Consider the following 18,505-nt stretch of genomic DNA (forward strand, 5'->3'; position numbering starts at 1 on the left):
ACAGGCAGGAGAACACAATGGTTACTTTTGTAGCGCGTAGATGGTTGTTAGCCGCGAGCGTGACGGCAGCCCTGGCCGCTGCCCCCGCGTTCGCTGCCAAAGACGTGGTGGTTGCCGTCGGCTCGAATTTCACCACGCTCGATCCGTATGACGCCAACGACACGCTTTCTCAGGCGGTGGCAAAATCGTTCTATCAGGGCCTTTTCGGTCTGGATAAAGAGATGAAGCTCAAAAACGTGCTGGCGGAGGGGTACACCGTGTCCGACGACGGGCTGGCGTATACCATTAAGCTCAGAACCGGCGTGAAGTTCCAGGATGGGACAGATTTCAACGCGGAAGCGGTGAAGGTTAACCTCGATCGCGCCAGCAATCCGGAAAATAGCCTCAAGCGCTATAACCTGTATAAAAATATCGCCAGCACCGAGGTGGTCGACCCGGCGACGATAAAAATCACCCTGAAAGAGCCGTTCTCCGCGTTTATCAATATCCTGGCGCATCCGGCAACGGCGATGATTTCCCCTGCCGCGCTGAAGAAATACGGCAAGGAGATCGGCTTCCACCCAGTTGGCACCGGCCCTTACGAACTGCTCACCTGGAACCAGACCGATTTTGTGAAGGTGAAGAAATTCGCGGGTTACTGGCAGAAAGGGCTGCCGAAGCTGGACACCATCACCTGGCGCCCGGTGGTGGACAACAACACCCGCGCGGCGATGCTGCAAACCGGCGAGGCGCAGTTTGCCTTCCCGATTCCGTATGAGCAGGCCGCCATTTTGCAGAAAAACAGCAAGCTGGAGCTGGTCGCCAGCCCGTCGATCATGCAGCGCTACATCAGCATGAACGTCACGCAAAAGCCGTTCGATAACCCGAAGGTGCGTGAGGCCATCAACTACGCCATTAACCGTCAGGCGCTGGTGAAGGTCGCTTTTGCGGGCTATGCCACCCCGGCGACCGGCGTGCTGCCGCCGGCAATCGCCTATGCGCAAAGCTATCAGCCGTGGCCCTACGATCCGGCCAAAGCGCGCGAGCTGCTGAAAGAGGCGGGCTTCCCGAACGGTTTTAGCACCACGCTGTGGTCCTCGCATAATCACAGTACCGCCCAGAAGGTGCTGCAGTTTACCCAGCAGCAGCTGGCGCAGGTCGGCATCAAGGCGCAGGTGACCGCGATGGATGCCGGACAGCGTGCGGCAGAAGTGGAGGGGAAAGGGCAGAAAGAGAGCGGCGTGCGGATGTTCTATACCGGCTGGACGGCCTCGACCGGTGAAGCCGACTGGGCGCTGTCGCCGCTGTTCGCCTCGCAGAACTGGCCGCCAACCCTGTTCAACACCGCGTTTTACAGCAATCCGCAGGTGGACAAAGACCTGACCGATGCCCTGAAAACCACCAAACCGGAAGAGAAAGCGCGCCTCTACAAAGACGCGCAGGATATTATCTGGAAAGAGTCACCGTGGGTGCCGCTGGTGGTGGAGAAACTGGTGTCAGCCCATAACAAAGCGTTGACCGGGTTCTACATCATGCCGGACACGGGCTTTAGCTTTGACGATGCGGATTTAAAATAAACCTCATGCTGAATTATGTTTGTAAACGCCTGCTGGGGCTTATTCCGACGCTGCTGATTGTGGCGGTCCTGGTGTTTCTGTTTGTCCATATGCTGCCGGGCGATCCGGCGCGTCTGGTTGCCGGGCCTGAAGCGGATGCCACCGTCATTGACCTGGTGCGTAAGCAGCTTGGCCTCGACCAGCCGCTGTATATGCAGTTCATCCATTACATTTGCAACGTTCTGCAGGGCGATTTTGGTATCTCGATGGTGTCGCGCCGTCCGGTGTCGGAGGAGATTGCCAGCCGCTTTATGCCGACGTTCTGGTTAACGATTGCCAGCATGAGCTGGGCGGTCGTGTTTGGGCTTGGCGCCGGGATTGTCGCAGCCGTCTGGCGCAACCGCTGGCCGGACAAGCTCGGCATGGCCCTGGCGGTGACCGGTATCTCCTTCCCGGCGTTCGCGCTGGGGATGCTGCTGATGCAGATCTTCTCCGTCGAGCTGGGCTGGCTGCCGACCGTCGGAGCCGATACCTGGAAGCATTACATCCTGCCTTCCATGACGCTGGGGGCTGCCGTGTCGGCGGTGATGGCCCGCTTTACCCGCGCCTCGTTCGTTGACGTGCTGAGCGAAGATTATATTCGGACCGCGCGGGCGAAAGGGGTCAGCGAGAAGTGGGTCATCCTCAAGCACGGGTTTCGCAATGCGATGATCCCGGTGGTGACGATGATGGGGCTGCAGTTTGGCTTTCTGCTGGGCGGCTCTATCGTCGTGGAAAAGGTCTTCAACTGGCCGGGGCTGGGACGCCTGCTGGTCGATTCCGTCGAGATGCGCGACTACCCGGTGATTCAGGCGGAAGTCCTGCTTTTCTCGCTGGAGTTTATTCTTATCAACTTAGTGGTGGACGTGCTCTACGCCGCCATTAACCCGGCCATCAGGTACAAGTAAGATGCGATTGTTGAACTGGCGACGTCAGGCCGTTTTAAACGCGATGCCGGGGCTAAAACCGGACCACGTCCGCACCCCGTGGTCTGAATTCTGGCGGCGTTTTCGCCGTCAGCCGGTCGCGATGACCGCGGGGCTGTTTGTGCTGCTGCTGATTGCGGTGGCGATCGTTGCGCCGTGGGTGGCGCCGTTTGATGCGGAAAACTATTTTGACTACGACCGTCTGAACGACGGACCGTCGATGCTGCACTGGTTCGGCGTGGACTCCCTCGGGCGCGATATCTTTAGCCGCGTGCTGGTAGGGGCGCAGATCTCGCTTGCCGCCGGGGTGTTCGCGGTGCTGATCGGCGCGGCCATCGGTACCGTGCTGGGTCTCGTTGCCGGGTATTACGAAGGCTGGTGGGACCGCATCATCATGCGTATCTGCGACGTGCTGTTTGCTTTTCCCGGCATTTTGCTGGCGATTGCCGTGGTGGCGATCATGGGCAGCGGCATGGCGAACGTCATCATTGCGGTGGCGGTCTTTTCGATTCCGGCCTTTGCCCGTCTGGTGCGCGGCAACACGCTGGTGCTGAAACAGCAGACCTTTATCGAATCCGCCCGCAGTATGGGGGCCAGCGACGCCACTATCCTGTTCAGCCATATTCTGCCGGGTACGGTGTCGTCCATCGTGGTCTATTTCACCATGCGTATCGGCGTGTCGATTATCTCGGCGGCCAGCCTGTCGTTTCTGGGGTTAGGGGCGCAGCCGCCAACGCCGGAGTGGGGCGCGATGCTGAACGAGGCGAGGGCGGATATGGTGATTGCGCCGCACGTGGCGATCTTCCCGAGTCTGGCGATTTTCCTGACCGTGCTGGCGTTTAACCTGCTGGGGGACGGGCTGCGCGACGCGCTGGATCCGAGGATTAAGGGGTAGTGCAGTGAAATGTGCCGGGCGGCGGCTACGCCTTACCCGGCCTACAAAAGCGGAGTGGGGGATTAAACCCGGCTACCCCACAGGTCATACTCGTCCGCGTTTTCAACCTTCACGCGAATAATATCACCCGGCTTAACGCTGGTTTCACCGTTCAGGTATACCGCGCCGTCGATTTCAGGGGCGTCCGCCATGCTGCGGCCAATCGCGCCTTCTTCGTCCACTTCGTCAACGATCACCATGATCTCGCGGCCTACTTTTTCCTGCAGACGCTCGGCAGAGATCTGCTGCTGCAGCTGCATGAAGCGGTTCCAGCGCTCTTCTTTCACCTCTTCCGGCACCTGGTCCGCCAGCTCGTTGGCGGTTGCGCCTTCTACCGGGCTGTACTTGAAGCAGCCTACGCGGTCCAGACGGGCTTCTTTGAGGAAATCGAGCAGCATCTGGAAGTCTTCTTCGGTTTCACCCGGGAAGCCGACGATGAAGGTGGATCGCAGGGTCAGATCCGGGCAGATCTCGCGCCACTGCTTGATGCGCGCCAGCTGGCGGTCAACGGAGCCAGGACGCTTCATCAGCTTCAGGATACGCGGGCTGGCGTGCTGCAGCGGGATATCCAGGTACGGCAGAATTTTGCCTTCCGCCATCAGCGGGATCACGTCGTCAACGTGCGGGTACGGGTAGACGTAGTGCAGACGCGTCCAGATACCGAGCTTAGCAAGCTGCTCGCACAGGCCTACCATACTGGTTTTCACCGGTTCGCCGTTGTGGAAACCGGAGCGGTGCTTAACGTCCACGCCGTAGGCCGAGGTGTCCTGAGAGATGACCAGCAGCTCCTTCACGCCCGCGTCGGCCAGACGTTTAGCTTCAGCCAGCACTTCGCCAATCGGACGGCTCACCAGATCGCCACGCATGGACGGGATGATGCAGAAGGTGCAGCGATGGTTGCAGCCTTCGGAAATTTTTAAGTACGCGTAGTGGCGCGGCGTCAGCTTCACGCCCTGTTCCGGCACCAGACTCAGGAACGGGTTGTGCTTTGGTTTTGGCACGTAGTGATGAACATGTTGCAGCACCTGCTCGTAGCTGTGCGGGCCGGTGATCTCCAGCACCTTCGGGTGCACTTCGCGGATCTGATCTTCTTTCGCGCCCAGACAGCCGGTAACAATCACTTTGCCGTTTTCCGTCAGGGCTTCACCGATGGCTTCCAGTGACTCCTGAACCGCGCTGTCGATAAACCCGCAGGTGTTAACGATCACCATATCGGCGTTGTCGTAGCTTGGCACCACGTCATAGCCCTCGGTGCGCAGTTCGGTCAGGATGCGTTCTGAATCCACTAGGTTTTTCGGGCAGCCCAGGGAGACGAAGCCGATTTTCGGCTGGTGCGTAACATTGCTCATAGGTTAAAAATTCATCAATTATGGAGTTATCAGGGCGGGATTTTACAGCGTATCGCGGGGGATTTATACACTCTTTGCAAGGCGGATGCGCCGGGCAGACGTTGTAACATTGTAAATAATGTTAATCAGTTAATAAAAATTGATCCCAGGCATTAAACTGTACAAAAAATGTACTTATCCTGAATGTGCACAATGGCTGACAGAGGAGGAAAGAGCATGACCGTTGACAGACTAAAACGCGATCTGCTTAACAAGCTGATCAACGCCCGAATCGACCTGGCCGCGTACCTGCAGTTGAGGAAGGCAAAAGGGTATATGTCAGTCAGCGAAAGCGAACATCTGCGTGATAACCTGTTTGAACTTTGCAATTTCATGCGTGAAAAAGCACCGACCCTGAAGGCGAAATACGGCGAAAGTGAGCTAATCGCCCTGCGCCGGGCCGCTGAGGTGCTCTCCATCGCTGGGGTATGTTTGATGAATGGACGCCACGACTGCCCGAATTTTATCGCTGTTAACGCGGAGAAGCTTGAAAACTGCCTGACCACGCTCTCTCTATGCATCATGTGCCTGAACGAGCACGAGAAGCTTGAACAGCACTGAGCCCAGGGGGAGGCAACTCCCCCTTCTGATTAAGCTTTTGTAAAAGTGGTAACGCGCCCGGATGCAGTGGCTAACCTTTATGCCATATGCCGATAAAGGAGCGCGTTATGCCTCGATCCTCGCTAATTTCCCTGCCTGCGTTGTTCATTCCGTTTTCGCTTCTTGCTGCCCCAGAGGCGGTCAAGGTCGAGGTGCTGCAAAATAAACTCGATCACCCCTGGTCTCTGGCTTTTCTGCCGGACAATAAAGGCCTGCTGGTCACCCTGAAGGGCGGTCAGCTCAAACGCTGGCAGGCCGGAAAAGGGCTGTCCGATCCGATTGTCGGCGTGCCGAAGGTCTGGGCAAACGGTCAGGGAGGATTGCTGGACGTGGTCCTCGCCCCGGATTTTGAAAAATCGCGCCGCATCTGGCTGAGCTTCGCCGAAGTCGGGAGTGACGGCAAAGCCGGTACGGCGGTGGGCTATGGTCGATTGAGCGACGATTTTACGCGCATTGAAGCCTTCCAGGTGGTGTTCCGCCAGATGCCGAAACTCTCGACCGGTAACCATTTTGGTGGGCGACTGGTGTTCGACGGCAAAGGCGCTCTGTTTATCGGACTCGGCGAGAACAACCAGCGTCCGACGGCGCAGGATCTGGATAAATTGCAGGGTAAAGTGGTGCGCCTCACCGAAAACGGAAAAGTGCCGCCGGATAACCCCTTTGTGAATACCCCCGGCGCGCGACCCGAAATCTGGTCTTACGGCATACGCAATCCGCAGGGGATGGCGATGAATCCCTGGAGCGACACGCTGTGGCTGAACGAGCACGGCCCGCGCGGCGGGGATGAGATCAACATCCCGGAGAAAGGAAAGAACTACGGCTGGCCGCTGGCGACGCACGGCATCAACTACAGCGGTCTGAAAATTCCGGAAGCCAAAGGCGAGCACGTTGAGGGAACCGAAAAACCGCTGTTCGTCTGGAAAGTGTCACCTGCGGTCAGCGGCATGGCGTTCTACAACAGCGACGTCTTCCCGCAGTGGAAAAACAAGCTGTTTATTGGGGCGCTAAAGGAAAAAGACGTGATCGTGCTGAGCGTAGAGGGAAACAAGGTGACGGAGGACGGGCGCATTCTGGGCGACCGGAATCAACGTATTCGCGATGTGCGGGTGGGGCCGGACGGCTATTTATATGTTCTGACCGACGAGACGGACGGGCAGCTGTTAAAAGTTAGCCCGTCCGGTGCGTAATCAGGTGACCGGGATCATCACCACGTTGCGGTACGCCGGGCGATCGCTCAGCTGTTTAAGCCAGCGCTCAAGGTGAGGGCGCGGCGTCCACTTCAGGCCCATGTTGGTCAGGTTCCAGACGAACGGCGCCACGGCGATATCGCCTGTGCCGAACGCCTCACCGGAGAACCAGGCGTGCTTCGCCAGCTCGTCATCCATCATCGCAAACAGATTTTCGCAGGCATCCTGCGCGGCATGAATAGCCGGATAGTCACGTTCGGCTTCCGGCGTGCGGATAAGCCCCATCAGGATCACGCGGTGGGTGGGTGAAAGCGTCTGGTTCGCCCAGTCCATCCACTTTTCGCCTTGGGCGCGGCGGGCCGGGCTTTCTACCCACAGGCGGCCCTGACCGTACTGGGCGGCGAGGTAACGGACAATGGTGTTGGACTCCCAAAGCGTCGCGTCTGTTTCATCATCGCGCAGCAGCGGCACCAGGCCGTTCGGGTTCATGGCCAGATAGTCGGCCTCTTTATTCACGCCAAACGACAGCCCGGCCATGATTTGATTGAACGGTAAATCCAGCTCTTCCAGCGTCCAGAGCACTTTCTTAACGTTGGTCGAATTATTCCTGCCCCACAGCGTAATCATATTTACTCCCGATGAGATGTGAATCCGAATCAGCTTCTCGTCATGGTGAGATAAACCTAACAATTACGCAACAGAAGACAAAAAAAACGTCTTAATCAAAGCGTATCTGAATGTTATTGCATAAACTTTAATAACTTTACCCTCGTTGGGTTTCTTTAACCGTTTTAGTGCGCTATTACTCATCGCTTCTTGCGACACGGTGATGTGACGTAATTTTTGAATGGACACTCGGGTGGCATTTATGACGCGTAAAATGACTTCTCTGCGCAGCCTGGCGGCAGGCTCTGCGCTCCTTTTCCTGTTTGCACCAACTCTCTACGCAGCTGAGCAGGCTGCACCAGAAGCGCCACCTGTCGATGCGCGCGCCTGGATCCTGATGGACTACTCCAGCGGTAAAGTGCTGGCGGAAGGGAATGCGGATGAGAAACTCGATCCGGCAAGCCTGACCAAAATCATGACCAGCTATGTGGTAGGCCAGGCGTTGAAAGCGGGCAAGATCAAGCTGGACGATATGGTCACCATCGGGAAGGATGCCTGGGCCACTGGCAACCCGGCGCTGCGCGGGTCTTCCGTGATGTTCCTGAAGCCAGGGGATCAGGTCTCCGTATCTGATTTGAATAAAGGGGTGATTATCCAGTCCGGCAATGACGCCTGTATCGCGCTGGCGGATTACGTCGCGGGAAGTCAGGATTCATTTATCGGTCTGATGAATGGCTACGCGCAGAAGTTGGGCTTAACCAACACCACGTTCAAAACGGTTCACGGTCTGGATTCCCCGGGACAGTTCAGTACCGCGCGCGATATGGCGCTGCTGGGAAAAGCGCTGATCCACGACGTGCCGGATGAATACGCCATTCATAAAGAGAAAGAGTTTACCTTCAATAAAATCCGCCAGCCGAACCGCAACCGCCTGCTGTGGAGCAGCAACGTTAACGTGGACGGGATGAAAACCGGCACCACGGCGGGTGCAGGCTATAACCTGGTGGCCTCCGCGACGCAGGGCGACATGCGCCTGATTTCGGTGGTGCTGGGGACCAAAACCGACCGCATCCGTTTTAACGAATCAGAAAAACTCCTGACCTGGGGCTTCCGCTTCTATGAAACCGTGACGCCGATTAAACCGGATGCCACGTTCGTCAGCCAGCGCGTCTGGTTTGGCGACAAGAGCGAAGTGAATCTGGGCGCCGGTGAAGGCGGCTCGGTGACCATTCCGCGCGGTCAGCTGAAAAACCTGAAGGCCAGCTTTACCCTGACCGACCCGCAGCTCACCGCCCCGCTGAAGAAAGGCCAGGTGGTCGGGACGATTGATTTCCAGCTAAACGGTAAGTCGATTGAACAGCGTCCGCTGATTGTAATGGAAGCAGTGGAAGAGGGCGGCTTCTTCAGCCGGATGTGGGATTTCGTGATGATGAAATTCCACGGGTGGTTTGGCAGCTGGTTCAGCTAAGTTTTTTGCCGGGTGGCGCTGCGCTTACCCGGCCTACGTTCGAGCTGCTATAGGCCGGGTAAGGCGAAGCCGCCACCCGGCATAACCTCAATACATCAACTTCACCTGCTGCGCCTTTGCATGGGCCACAATCTCGTCGTCCGGGCGGCAGTCGCTGACGATGGCATCGAACTGCGCCAGCTCGCCCATTCTTGCCGAACGCACCTTACCAAACTTGCTGTGATCGACCACCAGCACATGATACTGCGCCGCGCTTAACGCCCAGTGCTTCACCGGCAGCTCTTCCAGGTTAAAGCAGGTCGCGCCCTGACGCACGTTGACGCCCGCGGCGGAATAAAACGCGATATCCGGACAGAGATTGCTGAGCGTGTCCTGCAGGTTAAGCGGCTTAAAGATGGCGTTGCTGGCGTGAAACTCACCGCCGCAGAGGATCACCCGACACTCGGGTTTCTCCTGAAGCGCCAGAAAGGTGTTCAGGGAATAGCACACGGCGGTGAAAGGGATGCTGCTGTCGATGGCTTCGATAATCCACGGCGTGGTGGTGCCGCAGTCAAAAAACAGCGTCTGGTGCGGCTGTACCAGCGAAGCCGCAAGCCGTGCGGCTTTGCGTTTCTCTTCCACCAGGCGCGTCTTCTGGTCGCTGATCAGGTAATGGCTGGCGCTACGCGGCTCAAGCACAATATACCCGCCCAGCAGCACGACGGGCGCGCTTTCGCTGTTCAGATCCCGACGAATGGTCATCTCTGAGACGCCGAGGAGGTTGGCGGCTTCCTTAAGATGCAGCTTATCGCTGCGCTTCAGCGCCTGTAGCAGCTGAGCAATGCGGTCATCGCGTCGTGTTTCCATAGTTCCTCGGGATAAAAAAGTGAACCCCCGCAGGGCGGGGGTTCAAGTGTAACCTGTCAGGTTGGGGTTAGTCACGTATCCAGCCTTTGCGGATCGGGATAGCGAAAATGGCGCGATAGAGTGAGGACAGCGTGCGGTAGAGCGCTTCACCGAAGAGGCTCCACAGAATAGACGCGCTCACGCAGCCAATCAGCCCCACCAGGAAACCGCCCACCATATCCATCGGCCAGTGAACGCCCAGGTAAATGCGAGACCAGGCGATTGCCAGGGCCGCCACCATCAGGACCGCACCAGACCACAGGCGATGCCAGAACAGGAAAGCCAGCGCGAAGGTGAAGATCACCGTACCGTGATCGCTCGGGAACGAGTCATCCGGCGCGTGGTGCAGGAAGGTATAGCCCACGTGAGCCACAAAAGGACGGGGGTGTGGGAATACATGACCGAGAATGTAGCTGACCAGTACGCTTACCCCGAGCGCCATCGCCACTTTGATCACCAGCTGGCGGTGTGCCTTCACCTGGCTGCGGGGGCCCCACAGCCAGAGAATCGCAGCCAGTGCAGGAACGATACTGATCAGATCCTTTGCCAGGAAGGTGGCAAAATCGATCGTCCACTCAGGCGAGGCTGGCGTGGCGTTGATCAGATAAAACAGCTGATAATTTAGATTCTCTAACATAGCGTTATCACTCTTTAGCAAACCGGGTGGAAATAAGCCCGTAGACCACCACCTGGGAAAACCAGACCCACCACCCGGCCCACAGGTTGTGAGAGAAAAAATGCGCCCCGCGCATGACCTGGCCATAGCCCATCGCCAGACCTAACACCACGCCCAGCGCGACGAAGCACCAGGCGAGACGCGGACGCTCGCGCCAGAAGGCAAAAAACAGCCCCATCACCATAAAGCCGCTGGAGGCGTGACCGCCGGGGAAACAGCGCCCCGGACCGCTGTCGGCAGGGACGGAGCTAAACAGGGGATAAGACACCGCCTTACCGCCATATTCCACCAGATCCCACGGGCAGCTGTGATGGCTCACGCTTTTCAGCACGCCCACCACCAGCGCGCCAACGCCCATCAGCAGCGCCGCCGTGACCAACCTTGCGTTACGCTTGTAAGCGCCATAAAACAGCGCCAGGGCACCTAAGGCGATGGCAATGTACTTCGCCAGGCGGTGGTTCAGCAGATCCAGCAGATGATCTTTCTGCAGCGGAAAGCTTTGCGTTGCCGCGTCATACCAAAAACCGGTGATCCATCTGTCGAGCGCTTCATTGCGCGATAGCCACGTGAAAAGCACGGCAAGGGCGATCAGTACGAAAAGCTGATAACCATAAAAGCGGGACGGCAAGCGGTAAAGTCGTTTTGTCTTATTTGTCTGTAAGTTAGACAATTCTGAACGGCTGGAAATGGGTGCCATAATTTGGGATCGTTGACGAGTAATGGGGCTATCATAAATCTGTCAAATTAAGGAAACCTTAAACGAAGACGATATGTGCTTTATTTCTGTTTACCCTCGATAAATCACTATCTCGGGCTGCGGCATTTCATTAAACTCGTCGCGATTTTGTCATTATTAAGAGATTGCATGTTAAACCGTTCTTCTTCTGGTTCACGTCTGGGTCGTCAGGCGCTGCTTTTCCCCCTGTGTCTGGTGCTCTACGAATTCTCTACCTATATCGGCAACGATATGATCCAGCCCGGTATGCTGACCGTTGTGGCGCAGTACAACGCGGGAATTGAGTGGGTACCGACCTCCATGACCGCCTATCTGGCCGGCGGCATGTTTTTGCAGTGGCTGTTAGGGCCGCTATCGGATCGTATTGGCCGCCGCCCGGTGATGCTCACGGGCGTGGTGTGGTTTATCGTCACCTGTCTCGCCACGCTGCTGGCGCAAAACATTGAACAATTTACCCTGCTGCGCTTCCTGCAGGGGGTGAGCCTGTGCTTTATCGGCGCCGTGGGGTATGCCGCCATTCAGGAGTCGTTTGAAGAGACGGTGTGCATCAAAATTACCGCACTGATGGCGAACGTGGCGCTGATCGCCCCCTTACTCGGGCCGCTGGTGGGGGCCGCGTGGGTGCATGTTGCGCCGTGGGAAGGGATGTTTGTGCTCTTTGCGCTTCTCGCCGCCTTCGCGTTCTTTGGCCTGCACCGCGCGATGCCGGAAACGGCCACCCGCATCGGCGAGAAACTCTCGCTGAAAGAGCTGGGTCGGGATTACAAAGAAGTGCTGAAGAATGTCCGCTTTGTGGCGGGCGCGCTGGCGACCGGGTTCGTTAGCCTGCCGCTGCTGGCGTGGATCGCGCAGTCGCCGGTCATTATCATCAGCGGTGAAAAGCTCAGCAGCTATGAGTATGGTCTTCTGCAGGTGCCGATCTTTGGCGCGCTGATTATCGGGAACCTGGTGCTGGCTCGTCTGACGTCACGCCGCACCGTGCGTTCACTGATTATCATGGGCGGCTGGCCGATTGCGGCAGGGCTGATTCTGGCTGCGGTCGCGACCGTCGCGTCATCCCACGCTTATCTGTGGATGACGGCGGGGCTCAGCCTCTATGCCTTCGGAATTGGCGTGGCCAACGCCGGGCTGGTGCGCCTGACGCTGTTTGCCAGCGAGATGAGTAAAGGCACGGTGTCAGCGGCGATGGGGATGCTGCAGATGCTGATTTTTACCGTCGGTATCGAGGTGAGCAAGCATGCCTACGCGATGGGCGGCAACGGGCTGTTCAGCCTGTTTAACCTCGCCAACGGCGTGCTGTGGGTTGGACTAATGGTCGTGTTCCTGAAGGACAAACGCGTCGGGAACGCCCTGCAACCTTAATTCTTATTCCCTCTCCCGGTGGGAGAGGGTTAGGGTGAGGGCACCAGACCGCACGGTATCAGTTAAACGGTGCCTCCCCGTTCAACACCTTCTCAATCACGTTCAAAACGCCTTCATCGTTATTGTGCGGCGCTTCAAAACGCGCCACCGCTTTAATATGCGGTCTGGCATTCGCCATCGCAAAGCTGAACCCGGACTGACGCAGCATCTCCACGTCGTTGCCGCTGTCGCCGAAGGCCACCACTTCGCTGTCGTCTATGCCCCAGCGCTTTTGCAGGATCCGCAGACCGTTGGCTTTATGCACGCCGGGGATGATCAGGTCGATACTGCCGTGACCGGTCGTGACGGGCACCATGATGTCGCCTAGCCGTTCATGCAGCAGCGCCTGAATCCGCGGAATTTCATCGTCAGAAACGTTAAGCCCGAACTTGAAGAAAATATCGTTCAGGTTGTCAAAATCACTCACCATTTCGAGACGGTGATAGTATTTCGCCGCGATATCCTTAAAGCCCTCGTCATAACATTTCAGCGTGTACGCGCTGCTTTTGCCGCAGGCGATGATCTCAATGCCCGGCACGTCGCTTAACACGTTCGCGACAGTCTCGAAATGGGCTTTCGACAGTTCGCCGTTAAAGACATCCTCACCTTCGCTCACGACCCAGCCGCCGTTTTCGGCGACGAACGCGATTTCATGCGCTATCTCCGGGAAAAAGGAGATCAGCTGGTAGTACTGGTTGCCGCTGGCGACCACGAAGCGAATGCCTTGCGCCTTCATGCGGGCGTACTGCGCCAGAAAGCGCGGCCGATTATAGGTCTTGGCATCGCTCAAAAAAGTACCATCCATGTCGACGGCGATCAGTTTAACGCTCATATCCCTTCTCCAGTGTCGTTTGATTCGTTTCCGGCTTTGCCACCGCGCGCGCCACCAGCGCCGCGATAATGACCAACCCTAACACCACCAGCATGGCGCTGCGCAGCCCGTAGTGCTCGCCGAGGAAGCCGAGCAGCGGCGGCCCGACCAGGAAGGCGAGATAGCCCGTGGTTGCCACCACGCTGACGCGCGTCGGGGCGTCCGGGCCGGTATCGCTGGCGGCTGAAATGGTCAGCGGGAAACCGAGCGACGCGCCCAGTCCCCAGAGGATCACCGAGACCCCGGCAATCCAGTCAACATCGACAAAGATGATCATCGCAATACCCAGGCCGCCCAGCAGGGCGCTGGCGCGCACCACCGCCACGCGGCTGTAGCGGTCGATAAACCAGCCGCCGGTGAAGCGACCCACGGTCATCCCCAGCGTAAACCCGGCGTAAATCAGCGAGCCGGAGGTTGGGCTAAAGCCGTGACCGTCTACCATCAGCAGCGGCAGCCAGTCGTTGGCAGAACCTTCCGCGAACGCCATCGCCAGCACCACCACGCCGATCAGCATCAGCTGGAAATCGCGGTAGAAGGGCAGCCCTTTTTCGGCCGAGTGCTGTTCGTCAGCGGAGTTTTTGCCGGTACCGTCCGGGATCGCCCGGATGCCGGTCAGAATCGGAACGATGCACACCAGCGCCGCCAGCAGGATATGCAGATCCGCGCTCACGCCGGTAGCCGTCAGCGCCATCCCCACGCCGGCACCGGCCAGCGTGCCGAGGCTGTAAAAGCCGTGCATCATCGGCAGCACGGTTTTGTTCATCTCACGTTCGACCGCCGCCCCTTCAACGTTGATGGCAACTTCAGCCGAACCGAAGCTGCCGCCAAATACCGTCAGGCCCAGGGCGAACAGCAGCGGCGAGGCAAACCACAGCGCCACGCTCAGTATCCCCATCCCGAATACGGCAACACACATGGTGGTGCGGATCACCGCCCGCGTACCGAAGCGCTTAACCAGCCAGGCGGAGCAGAGGATGCCGCTCATGGAGCCTATCGACAGGCCGAACAGCACGATGCCCATCTCAGCGGTAGAAACGGACAAAATATCGCGAATGGCGGGGGTGCGCGTGGCCCAGGAGGCCATCAGCAGACCGGGAATAAAGAAGAACATAAACAGCGCCCACATGCGTAGCTGCAGGGCTTTACGGGGAGAGGTCAGCGTCATTGGGGTAGCACCAGAAGTACAACAATAGCGACAACACTAGCAAGTTTGTGTACATTTGTACACAAACCACGTGAGGAATTTATGAGCAGACCACCGAACGATCCGCATCGACGGGAGAAGATCCTGCAGGCAACGCTCGATACCATCGCCGAGCACGGTATTCACGCCGTCACGCACCGTAAAATCGCCACCTGTGCGGGCGTGCCGCTGGGGTCGATGACCTACTATTTCGACGGCATGGAGCCGCTGCTGGAGGAGGCCTTCACGTGGTTTACCCGGCAGATGTCGCAGCAGTACCGGGAATTCTTTGCGGGCGTCACCGGGCCGGAAATGGCGTGCGAATCCATCACCACCCTCATCCACAGCTCGCAGGTGACCACGCCGCACAACATGGCGCTGATGTACCAGCTCTACGCCTTTATGCACCGCAGCGCGGCGCTCAAAACGGTGATGCAGGACTGGATGAAGATGAGCCAGACCACGCTGGAGCAGTGGTTCGACCCGGTCACCACCCGCGCGCTGGACGCCTTCATCGAAGGGATGACGCTGCACTATGTCACCGATCGGGCGCCGTTAACCCGCGAAGAGATCCGGGCGATGGTGGGCAGGATTGCGGGCGAAGGCGGCTGTTAGGTTGCGCCCGCGGTCATATTGACGGTGGTTCCCGTGATGGCGCCTGCCGCATCTGACGCCAGAAACGCAATGGTGTCTGCCACCTGCGCCAGCGTCGGCAGGCGATGCGTCAGGGTACTTTGCGCGGCACCGCCGAGAAACTGCTCGACCGTAATTCCCATCGCCTGCGCCTTGGCGGCGAAAATGGTCCCCACATACGAACCCGCCTGCACCGCGTCGGCTATCGCGTGCGAACGCACGCACAGCACGCGAATATTGTGTGTCCCCAGCTCCGCAGCAAGCGCCCGGGTCAAGGCTTCCGTTCCCGCGCAGCCGACGATATGCCCGAGGTGGCCCGCCATTATCATGTTGGCGGCGGGGGCGACGACGGTAATTATGGTTCCGCCATGCTCGCCGCCCATACGGGGCGACGCGGCTTGCGCAATGTTAAAGTACGCGGCCAGGAAGGGATCGAAACCCTGCCTGAACTCGCCGAGCGTTAACGCTTCAAGGCGTTTACCCTGATCGTGCATAAAGCCCGTGGCGTTGACGACAATGTCTATGTGGGCAAGGTCCGGGAGCTGAGAGGAATCATCGAGCGCATCGAACATAAACGTGCTGGCAGACCCTCCGGCGGCGCGAACACGGCTGGCGACCCGCTCCAGCCTGGCGTGGTCACGTGCGGCGAGGTATACATCCGCCCCTTCACGCGCCAGAGCGTGCGCCACTGAACTGCCGATGGCGCCGCTGCCGCCGAAGATGACGGCGGTTTTGTTTTTAAAGCCCATACCTGCATACCCTCACCAGGATTAACCCTCAAAAGTATGTGCCGGGTTTCGGTTGATGCAACTCGGCCGGTGGGCGCGGTATGCGGTTGGAAGGCCTTACTGCGCCATTATCAACGGGTTACTTTGGCGAGATTTTTTTCCCGCTGGCGTCCACCACGGCTTCGCCATCCTCTTTCGTAAACGCCCCTTTCTGCACATCGGGCAGGATGTCGAGGACAACTTCAGACGGGCGGCACAGGCGGGTGCCCAGCGGCGTCACCACGATCGGTCGGTTAATCAGGATCGGGTGCTGCAGCATAAAATCAATAAGCTGGTCGTCGGTGAAGCTATCGTCGGCAAGGCCGAGCTGTTCATAGGGCTCTACGTTTTTACGCAGCAGATCCCGCACCGAAATGCCCATATCGGCAATCAGGGTGGTCAGCTCATCGCGCGACGGCGGGGTTACCAGATAGAGGATAATCTCTGGCTCCGTGCCGCTGTTGCGGATCATCTCCAGCGTGTTGCGCGAGGTGCCGCAGGCGGGGTTGTGGTAAATGGTGATGTGGCTCATATCAGTGGCTCATTACAGTGTGAAGGAGAGACGTAGCGCCAGCGCGGCGAGCGTCACAAACAGGACCGGCAGCGTCATAATGATGCCCGTCCGGAAATAGTAGCCCCAGGTGATCGTCATGTTCTTCTGCGCCAGCACGTGGAGCCAGAGCAGGGTGGCGAGGCTGCCGATAGGCGTGATTTTCGGCCCCAGATCGCAGCCAATCACGTTGGCGTAAATCATCGCTTCCTTAATCAATCCTGTTGCCGTGCTGCCATCAATGGAGAGCGCGCCAATCAGCACCGTGGGCATATTGTTCATTATGGATGACAGGAACGCGGTGATGAACCCGGTTCCCAGCGTGGTGGCCCACAGCCCGTGTCCGGCCAGGCTATTCAATACGCCTGAGAGATATTCCGTCAGCCCGGCATTGCGCAGGCCATACACCACCAGATACATCCCCAGCGAGAAGATAACGATCTGCCACGGCGCGCCGCGCAGCACTTTTCCGGTGTTTATCGCATGTCCGCGTTTTGCGACGGCAAATAAAATCAGCGCGCCGACGGTTGCAATGGCGCTGACCGGAATGCCGAGAGGTTCCAGCACAAAGAAACCGACGAGCAGAAGGAGCAGGACGATCCAGCCCGTTCTGAACGTCGGGAGGTCGTGAATGGCCCGCGCGGGCTCGCGGAGTTTTGCCAGGTCATATTCCGGGGGAATTTCCTTGCGGAAGAAGAGATGCAGTATTACCAGCGTTGCGGCAATCGCGGCGATATCTACCGGGATCATCACCGAGGCGTATTCGCTGAACCCCAGCTTAAAGAAGTCTGCCGACACGATGTTGACCAGGTTCGAGACAATCAGCGGCAGGCTGGCGGTATCGGCGATAAAGCCCGCCGCCATTACAAACGCCAGCGTGGCCTGCTTGCTGAACCCCAGCGCCAGCAGCATGGCGATAACGATAGGCGTCAGGATCAGCGCCGCACCGTCATTGGCAAACAGCGCCGCCACGGCTGCGCCCAGCAGCACGATATACGTAAACAGCAATCGCCCACGACCGTTTCCCCAGCCGGCAACGTGCAGCGCCGCCCACTCGAAAAAGCCGGACTCATCCAGCAGCAGGCTGATGATGATGACGGCAATGAACGTTGCCGTCGCGTTCCAGACGATATTCCACACCACAGGTATATCGTTAATGTGAATCACGCCGCTGGCCAGCGCCAGCACGGCACCAATGGTGGCGCTCCAGCCGATACTGAGCCCCCTGGGCTGCCAGATGACCAGTACCAGCGTAAACAGAAAAATAGCCCCTGCCAGAAACATCTTTTACTCCGTTATATCTGTTTTTGTGAATGTGTTGTTATCAGCACGAACCTGAAAGTCGGTTTTTAAGCTTCATGCGCGTCTCTTCCCGCAGGCAGTTCCAGCTGTTGTCGATAACGGCTGCCGCCCACGCAGGCATGTTGGGAGAGAGACGGTAATGGACCCATTTGCCCTCGCGACGATCGATAACCAGCCCGGACTCGCGCAGCAGCGCCATATGGCGGGAGACCTTAGGCTGCGACTCGGCGGTCGCGGCGCAGAGATCGCAGACGCACAGTTCGCCCGCTTCACGGAGAAGCATGACGATGGCGAGCCGCGTTTCGTCGGAGAGGGTTTTGAAGAGCTGGAGCGGGTGGAGCATGGGAGTTCCTGCAGGTGTAATAATTTATATATGTTTAATCATATATATTTACTCGATAGCAGTAAAGAAAGCGAGAGTACTAGGAAGATAATTTCAGGCAACACAAAGCCCGTTTAGGTAAACGGGTTAATTAAATGATTTTCAAGAGTGTGGAGATATTAGTGATGCGGCATAAGTTATGATTAATTTCCGTTATTGTTAGTTTTATTCAAATGTTGTGCTCAATTCTATTAAATCGAAATAATGTCTAAATTTTAACTCTGAATCACTTAGTTTTGCATGGGCGTAGCTCATTTTTAAAAAGTTAATTAGACTACGCTCTACATTTATATCACCATTTAACCAACCTTCACTGATATTAATTTGACGGTTGCCACTCATTCTACTGTTTACCTCAGAGAGTACCTCCCTTGATTTATTGACATATGAAATCGCATCGCAATTTAATTGTTGATAATTTTCATTGCTATTAGAA

General features: G+C 57.5%; 19 protein-coding genes and 1 pseudogene. 8 read left to right on the forward strand and 12 right to left on the reverse strand.

What is annotated here, in order from left to right; genetic code table 11:
- Positions 1 to 17 precede the first annotated feature (17 nt).
- The 3 genes from gsiB to gsiD are packed head-to-tail and all read left to right on the forward strand — an operon-like array spanning position 18 to position 3,395.
- The gene (gsiB, locus tag AB8846_RS20395; protein ID WP_370733538.1) at positions 18 to 1,556 is read left to right on the forward strand and encodes a glutathione ABC transporter substrate-binding protein GsiB; all 1,539 of its coding nucleotides are present in this window, start codon (positions 18 to 20) and stop codon (positions 1,554 to 1,556) included.
- A gap of 5 nt (positions 1,557 to 1,561) precedes the next feature.
- Entirely contained in the window at positions 1,562 to 2,482 is a 921-nt protein-coding gene (gsiC, locus tag AB8846_RS20400) for a glutathione ABC transporter permease GsiC (RefSeq protein ID WP_116343413.1), read from the forward strand.
- Position 2,483: 1 nt separating this feature from the next.
- A complete protein-coding gene (gsiD, locus tag AB8846_RS20405) occupies positions 2,484 to 3,395 on the forward strand; it encodes a glutathione ABC transporter permease GsiD (RefSeq protein WP_193941952.1) in 912 nt (303 codons plus the stop codon).
- 62 nt (positions 3,396 to 3,457) lie between these two features.
- Here the strand turns inward: gsiD and rimO are convergent, their stop codons facing one another.
- The gene (rimO, locus tag AB8846_RS20410) at positions 3,458 to 4,783 is read right to left on the reverse strand and encodes a 30S ribosomal protein S12 methylthiotransferase RimO (RefSeq protein ID WP_214576284.1); all 1,326 of its coding nucleotides are present in this window, start codon (positions 4,781 to 4,783) and stop codon (positions 3,458 to 3,460) included.
- Positions 4,784 to 4,999: 216 nt separating this feature from the next.
- On the opposite strand from rimO, the gene bssR reads away from it, so the two are divergent.
- Positions 5,000 to 5,383 carry a biofilm formation regulator BssR gene (gene bssR / locus AB8846_RS20415; protein WP_023310914.1) on the forward strand — a complete coding sequence of 128 codons (384 nt, stop codon included), beginning with the start codon at positions 5,000 to 5,002 and terminating at the stop codon, positions 5,381 to 5,383.
- Positions 5,384 to 5,490: 107 nt separating this feature from the next.
- Positions 5,491 to 6,609, forward strand: coding sequence for a PQQ-dependent sugar dehydrogenase (locus tag AB8846_RS20420; protein WP_370733539.1), 1,119 nt, complete (start codon positions 5,491 to 5,493; stop codon positions 6,607 to 6,609).
- On the opposite strand, the gene AB8846_RS20425 is transcribed toward AB8846_RS20420, so the two are convergent.
- The gene (locus AB8846_RS20425) at positions 6,610 to 7,236 is read right to left on the reverse strand and encodes a glutathione S-transferase family protein (RefSeq protein WP_063143068.1); all 627 of its coding nucleotides are present in this window, start codon (positions 7,234 to 7,236) and stop codon (positions 6,610 to 6,612) included.
- 241 nt (positions 7,237 to 7,477) lie between these two features.
- On the opposite strand from AB8846_RS20425, the gene dacC reads away from it, so the two are divergent.
- Entirely contained in the window at positions 7,478 to 8,683 is a 1,206-nt protein-coding gene (dacC, locus tag AB8846_RS20430; RefSeq protein WP_063143225.1) for a serine-type D-Ala-D-Ala carboxypeptidase, read from the forward strand.
- Positions 8,684 to 8,770: 87 nt separating this feature from the next.
- Here dacC and deoR read toward each other — a convergent pair whose 3' ends face one another.
- From deoR to AB8846_RS20445, 3 genes are all read right to left on the reverse strand, one after another.
- The gene (deoR, locus tag AB8846_RS20435) at positions 8,771 to 9,529 is read right to left on the reverse strand and encodes a DNA-binding transcriptional repressor DeoR (protein WP_008503427.1); all 759 of its coding nucleotides are present in this window, start codon (positions 9,527 to 9,529) and stop codon (positions 8,771 to 8,773) included.
- 67 nt (positions 9,530 to 9,596) lie between these two features.
- On the reverse strand, positions 9,597 to 10,205 hold the full coding sequence (gene ybjG, locus AB8846_RS20440; protein ID WP_370733540.1) for an undecaprenyl-diphosphate phosphatase: 609 nt from the start codon (positions 10,203 to 10,205) through the stop codon (positions 9,597 to 9,599).
- A 7-nt stretch (positions 10,206 to 10,212) separates the two neighbouring features.
- Positions 10,213 to 10,941: a phosphatase PAP2 family protein gene (locus AB8846_RS20445; RefSeq protein ID WP_370733541.1), complete on the reverse strand. Its 729-nt coding sequence runs from the start codon at positions 10,939 to 10,941 to the stop codon at positions 10,213 to 10,215.
- A 168-nt stretch (positions 10,942 to 11,109) separates the two neighbouring features.
- On the opposite strand from AB8846_RS20445, the gene AB8846_RS20450 reads away from it, so the two are divergent.
- The gene (locus AB8846_RS20450) at positions 11,110 to 12,342 is read left to right on the forward strand and encodes an MFS transporter (protein ID WP_370733542.1); all 1,233 of its coding nucleotides are present in this window, start codon (positions 11,110 to 11,112) and stop codon (positions 12,340 to 12,342) included.
- A 58-nt stretch (positions 12,343 to 12,400) separates the two neighbouring features.
- On the opposite strand, the gene AB8846_RS20455 is transcribed toward AB8846_RS20450, so the two are convergent.
- On the reverse strand, positions 12,401 to 13,213 hold the full coding sequence (locus AB8846_RS20455; protein WP_063143064.1) for a Cof-type HAD-IIB family hydrolase: 813 nt from the start codon (positions 13,211 to 13,213) through the stop codon (positions 12,401 to 12,403).
- Entirely contained in the window at positions 13,203 to 14,417 is a 1,215-nt protein-coding gene (locus AB8846_RS20460) for an MFS transporter (RefSeq protein ID WP_370733543.1), read from the reverse strand. Before AB8846_RS20460 ends, AB8846_RS20455 begins: the two co-directional genes overlap by 11 nt.
- 81 nt (positions 14,418 to 14,498) lie before the next feature.
- Here AB8846_RS20460 and AB8846_RS20465 point away from each other — a divergent pair, with 81 nt between their 5' ends.
- The gene (locus AB8846_RS20465; RefSeq protein WP_370733544.1) at positions 14,499 to 15,050 is read left to right on the forward strand and encodes a TetR/AcrR family transcriptional regulator; all 552 of its coding nucleotides are present in this window, start codon (positions 14,499 to 14,501) and stop codon (positions 15,048 to 15,050) included.
- Here the strand turns inward: AB8846_RS20465 and AB8846_RS20470 are convergent.
- From AB8846_RS20470 to AB8846_RS20490, 5 genes and pseudogenes are all read right to left on the reverse strand, one after another.
- Entirely contained in the window at positions 15,047 to 15,817 is a 771-nt protein-coding gene (locus AB8846_RS20470; RefSeq protein WP_370733546.1) for an SDR family NAD(P)-dependent oxidoreductase, read from the reverse strand. The two genes, AB8846_RS20465 and AB8846_RS20470, sit on opposite strands and share 4 nt — an antisense overlap.
- A 118-nt stretch (positions 15,818 to 15,935) precedes the next feature.
- Entirely contained in the window at positions 15,936 to 16,367 is a 432-nt protein-coding gene (gene arsC, locus AB8846_RS20475; protein WP_370733547.1) for a glutaredoxin-dependent arsenate reductase, read from the reverse strand.
- A gap of 12 nt (positions 16,368 to 16,379) precedes the next feature.
- Positions 16,380 to 17,669, reverse strand: coding sequence for an arsenic transporter (locus AB8846_RS20480; protein WP_370733548.1), 1,290 nt, complete (start codon positions 17,667 to 17,669; stop codon positions 16,380 to 16,382).
- Between the two features lie 40 nt (positions 17,670 to 17,709).
- Positions 17,710 to 18,030, reverse strand: a complete 321-nt coding sequence (locus AB8846_RS20485; protein ID WP_370733549.1) for a metalloregulator ArsR/SmtB family transcription factor — start codon at positions 18,028 to 18,030, stop codon at positions 17,710 to 17,712.
- 204 nt (positions 18,031 to 18,234) lie between these two features.
- A pseudogene (locus AB8846_RS20490) lies at positions 18,235 to 18,505 on the reverse strand (NTPase KAP); the annotation flags it as partial.

Origin of the sequence: Enterobacter sp. KB-221C9, assembly GCF_041320715.1 — a bacterium.
In the GTDB taxonomy this organism is placed as follows: Bacteria; Pseudomonadota; Gammaproteobacteria; order Enterobacterales; family Enterobacteriaceae; genus Enterobacter; species Enterobacter asburiae_D.

What these genes read in the sequence shown, in the direction of transcription:
- gsiB (WP_370733538.1), top strand. Translation starts at nt 18, where the DNA reads ATGGTTACTTTTGTAGCGCGTAGATGGTTGTTAGCCGCGAGCGTGACG.
- gsiC (WP_116343413.1), top strand. Translation starts at nt 1,562, where the DNA reads ATGCTGAATTATGTTTGTAAACGCCTGCTGGGGCTTATTCCGACGCTG.
- gsiD (WP_193941952.1), top strand. Translation starts at nt 2,484, where the DNA reads ATGCGATTGTTGAACTGGCGACGTCAGGCCGTTTTAAACGCGATGCCG.
- rimO (WP_214576284.1), bottom strand. Translation starts at nt 4,783, where the DNA reads ATGAGCAATGTTACGCACCAGCCGAAAATCGGCTTCGTCTCCCTGGGC.
- bssR (WP_023310914.1), top strand. Translation starts at nt 5,000, where the DNA reads ATGACCGTTGACAGACTAAAACGCGATCTGCTTAACAAGCTGATCAAC.
- AB8846_RS20420 (WP_370733539.1), top strand. Translation starts at nt 5,491, where the DNA reads ATGCCTCGATCCTCGCTAATTTCCCTGCCTGCGTTGTTCATTCCGTTT.
- AB8846_RS20425 (WP_063143068.1), bottom strand. Translation starts at nt 7,236, where the DNA reads ATGATTACGCTGTGGGGCAGGAATAATTCGACCAACGTTAAGAAAGTG.
- dacC (WP_063143225.1), top strand. Translation starts at nt 7,478, where the DNA reads ATGACGCGTAAAATGACTTCTCTGCGCAGCCTGGCGGCAGGCTCTGCG.
- deoR (WP_008503427.1), bottom strand. Translation starts at nt 9,529, where the DNA reads ATGGAAACACGACGCGATGACCGCATTGCTCAGCTGCTACAGGCGCTG.
- ybjG (WP_370733540.1), bottom strand. Translation starts at nt 10,205, where the DNA reads ATGTTAGAGAATCTAAATTATCAGCTGTTTTATCTGATCAACGCCACG.
- AB8846_RS20445 (WP_370733541.1), bottom strand. Translation starts at nt 10,941, where the DNA reads ATGGCACCCATTTCCAGCCGTTCAGAATTGTCTAACTTACAGACAAAT.
- AB8846_RS20450 (WP_370733542.1), top strand. Translation starts at nt 11,110, where the DNA reads ATGTTAAACCGTTCTTCTTCTGGTTCACGTCTGGGTCGTCAGGCGCTG.
- AB8846_RS20455 (WP_063143064.1), bottom strand. Translation starts at nt 13,213, where the DNA reads ATGAGCGTTAAACTGATCGCCGTCGACATGGATGGTACTTTTTTGAGC.
- AB8846_RS20460 (WP_370733543.1), bottom strand. Translation starts at nt 14,417, where the DNA reads ATGACGCTGACCTCTCCCCGTAAAGCCCTGCAGCTACGCATGTGGGCG.
- AB8846_RS20465 (WP_370733544.1), top strand. Translation starts at nt 14,499, where the DNA reads ATGAGCAGACCACCGAACGATCCGCATCGACGGGAGAAGATCCTGCAG.
- AB8846_RS20470 (WP_370733546.1), bottom strand. Translation starts at nt 15,817, where the DNA reads ATGGGCTTTAAAAACAAAACCGCCGTCATCTTCGGCGGCAGCGGCGCC.
- arsC (WP_370733547.1), bottom strand. Translation starts at nt 16,367, where the DNA reads ATGAGCCACATCACCATTTACCACAACCCCGCCTGCGGCACCTCGCGC.
- AB8846_RS20480 (WP_370733548.1), bottom strand. Translation starts at nt 17,669, where the DNA reads ATGTTTCTGGCAGGGGCTATTTTTCTGTTTACGCTGGTACTGGTCATC.
- AB8846_RS20485 (WP_370733549.1), bottom strand. Translation starts at nt 18,030, where the DNA reads ATGCTCCACCCGCTCCAGCTCTTCAAAACCCTCTCCGACGAAACGCGG.